Here is a 3239-nt window from a genome sequence, read left to right as displayed (position 1 = left end):
TCTGGTGATAACACATAATTTCTTGTCTGTTTCTTCGTGATCTCAGCTTTTCCAAACATTTTATCCTGTACTTCTACTACTACTTCTTTATGTAAAAATGGAATTTTAACAGGTTCATTTGGCACTTGATCTGTAGCACTATCTAATTCTTTTTGCATTTGTTCTACTCTTTTTTCTAACTCTATATGACGCTGGCCAATTAACTGCAGCTTTTCATTTTCACTCTCTACTTGTCGCTTTACTATCTCTAATTCTTTGTGCGTATCAACGACATCACTTTCCAAACTCGTTTTCGTTACTTCTAATTCGTTTGTTTTCTCTTCAACGTTTTTTAAATGATCGTCAATCGTTTGTAAATATGTTTCTTTTTCTTCTACTTGGTTTTCAATAGTTGACTTTGCTTCTGCATACTCTTTGTATTGACGAACTTTCATGTACTTATGTGAACCAACATTAGCACGTTCAAAATTCGGAATATATTCTTTAGCCAATTGCTCGATATAAGCCGTTTCTGTTTCTCTCCAATGCGCAATTAACTTTCTTCCCGTTCCTTCGACACCCTGTTGTTGCAAGGCTCTATCCATTCCGACACGCCTCGTTAATCCTCGACTACTCTCAAAATTCGGTACATAGTTAATATGTAAATGCGGATTCGCTTCATCATCATGTAAAACCATGTTATAAACTGCTAGGTTTGGATTTCTCTCTTGAAAAGCCTCAGCATAGCGCTTCAGAGCTTCCTTTTTAGCTTCCCTATACTTTGGGTCGTCTTTACCTTCCCCAATCGCTACAACAAGTTCTCGTTGCTCATGTGTCTTATCATCTTTATGTACTTTGTTATAGTAGTCATCAATTTTACGATCATTCCGTTTTTGTTTCTCATTATACTTGTCCACCGCTTCTTGAAAAACATCCTTGTATACACTTCGGATGTCCTTTTGAACAAAATAAATATTCTCATGTAACCTAGATGGATCAATGCCAGGATTTCCATGAATATTTTCTCTGTTATTGTGGCTTAATGAACTTTGATGAGATTGATTAAATGAGATAGAACCCAACATAAAGTGCCACCACTTTCCCTAGATTAATTGATACCATAAGTCTAGCAAAGCGACGAAATGGAGTCAATTAAAGTAACCCTATACGTATTTTGACACTAATGCATCAAAATCGATAGGGGTCTGCGACGCTTTTCGGCTTTGCCGAGCCATGCCCAGCATGGCAAAAACAAACCTTGGGCTTTGCCCAAACCCACTGGGGAAATCTTCCCCAGACCCCATTCATCGAACTCCCCATCCCCTCAATCCTTGAGGGACTCCCTCGCCGGTAGGCAGGAACAAACGGTAGTTTGTTCAGTGCCAAGAGGGTTCGGGTGTAGTGCAATTGGTCAAGTCAAATACTCCCTTCGCTTCGCTAGGTCCGTTTTGATTGACCAACATCACTATTTTATTATTTTTTAAGGTTTGTCCATACCTTTTTATACGAATTCTCATATACTACTAGCAATTCTATAAAACTATAAAATATTTATTATTCCATCTTAATTTTTAGGAGTTGATAACTAAAATGGATGATTTTAAAAAATTATCATCTTTTAAATTTGATAAGGATCAAAAAAGTATACTACTAGATCTTTTACTCTCAGATATTTTAAACAGACATGATATAAAAGAGGACAAGTTTAAAAATTTATCACCAGAAAAAAAACAACAAATTAAAAGTATAGTTTCGGAAATCCAATCTCAAATTAATAGTTTTTTAGACTGAAAGGAGCGATTTCATGGGAAAAGCATGGAGTGCAAAGGGAAACAAACAGTGGAGTGCATTAGATTCTTCTAATTGTCATCCATCTTTTAACGATGCTAACGTTTCAGAAGTAGCTGCACAAGAAAGTAAAACTTATCAAATCTCTGAAGAATATATTTCAATTGTTGATTCAGCGGATGTACAAGTTACTACTACAGATACAAAAGCAGCATTATCTATTCAAGCAGCGTTACAAGCTGCAATTGTGGTTATTTTAAGTATTTCTATAGCAGATAGTGAGAAAGCTGATCGAGTAACTCAAGAATTATTACAAAAGTCATCTGTTAAACAAATTAATAGACAAAAAACTTTTATTAACAATTCTAGAAATGTTACAGTTACGACTACTGATACAGATATAGCAGTAAATGTTCAAATTCTTATCCAACTTTTATTAGCAATATTAGTAAAACTAAATATTTTATAGAATAGTTAGTTTAAAATTTCTTACTTTTAGGTGTAAGGTGAAGCTAAGCCGAGGAGCTAATCCTTCTAATTTCCCTTTCCTTAGATCTAAAACTTGAAAGTAAACTTTTAAAACAGAAGTTTACTTTCAGTTTCAGCAATAAGAAAAACCACAACAATTGCTGTGGTTTTTCTTATTGCTCTGACTAAGGCTATATTTCATACGCTCATGGCATCATATGTTGGATTTAAATTATAAGTTCCAATGTAAAAACGTGGTTTATAAAACTATCAAGAATAATCAAACTGTATTTTAAATACATAACATTCAATAACACTTTTAATAAAAAAAAACATATAATGCCATGAGCACTTACAAATATCCATAGTTTTTTTTCTCTTCTAAAGATATGAAAAAAGAGATAGCTGGAAACTATCTCTTTTTTCATACTTTTATTTAAAAATTGTTCACATAACACTACTTATCATTAGTCGATCTACCTTGCAAAACCAATAAAAAGACTTTTTAAAAATTTATTTAAGCTCTAATTTTGCTAAATCATGTTGTAAAACATTGTTTCCTTCTTGTGGATTGAATACTATTGCACTAAGACCAAAAACATTAGTAACAACATCTCTATCATTCGGATGAGTTATTCTTACTTCATAAGCAAAAACTCCTGGAGGAAGAGCTGCCGAACGGAAAGTAACATATTGATTAGGTGCCAATGTTTGCGTTGAAGGATCTAGTAGTGGTAAAAATACCGGAGAACCAGATGACCAATCAAACATTTCAACAGTTACTCTACGAGTATCATCTGGATCAACATTCATAGCATCAACAGTAAGAAATAAAGTAGCAGAATGTCTACGTAATATACCTGTTGATAAAACTTCATTATAATTTTTATAATTATAACATTTATTATAAGAATGATCATAGCCATAACCCATATCAATCCCCCCTTTCATTTACATTTAAGGACAAGCAATCCTTATAATATATAATGCTATTAATATTTTAC

At 33.3% G+C, this 3239-nt stretch carries 4 protein-coding genes; 2 read left to right on the top strand and 2 right to left on the bottom strand.

All coding sequences use genetic code 11. The annotated features are described in order from the left end of the window. On the bottom strand, window positions 1-1064 hold a 1064-nt coding region (locus tag JDS92_RS29825), incomplete at its 3' end, for a plasmid recombination protein (protein ID WP_199633020.1). Between the two features lie 505 nt (window positions 1065-1569). Here JDS92_RS29825 and JDS92_RS29820 point away from each other — a divergent pair. Beyond that, complete coding sequence (locus JDS92_RS29820; RefSeq protein WP_052943748.1) at window positions 1570-1770, top strand: hypothetical protein; 201 nt, start codon at window positions 1570-1572, stop codon at window positions 1768-1770. A 13-nt stretch (window positions 1771-1783) separates the two neighbouring features. Next, on the top strand, window positions 1784-2236 hold the full coding sequence (locus tag JDS92_RS29815; protein ID WP_000513812.1) for a spore coat protein: 453 nt from the start codon (window positions 1784-1786) through the stop codon (window positions 2234-2236). Window positions 2237-2748: 512 nt separating this feature from the next. On the opposite strand, the gene JDS92_RS29810 is transcribed toward JDS92_RS29815, so the two are convergent. Next, complete coding sequence (locus JDS92_RS29810) at window positions 2749-3168, bottom strand: hypothetical protein (protein WP_000540416.1); 420 nt, start codon at window positions 3166-3168, stop codon at window positions 2749-2751. Between the last annotated feature and the right edge of the window lie 71 nt (window positions 3169-3239).

The organism is Bacillus cereus group sp. N12 (assembly GCF_016483575.1).
Classification (GTDB): Bacteria; Bacillota; Bacilli; order Bacillales; family Bacillaceae_G; genus Bacillus_A; species Bacillus_A toyonensis.
Note: the sequence above shows the minus strand (reverse complement) of the source record. Positions and strands in the feature narration are given on the sequence as shown.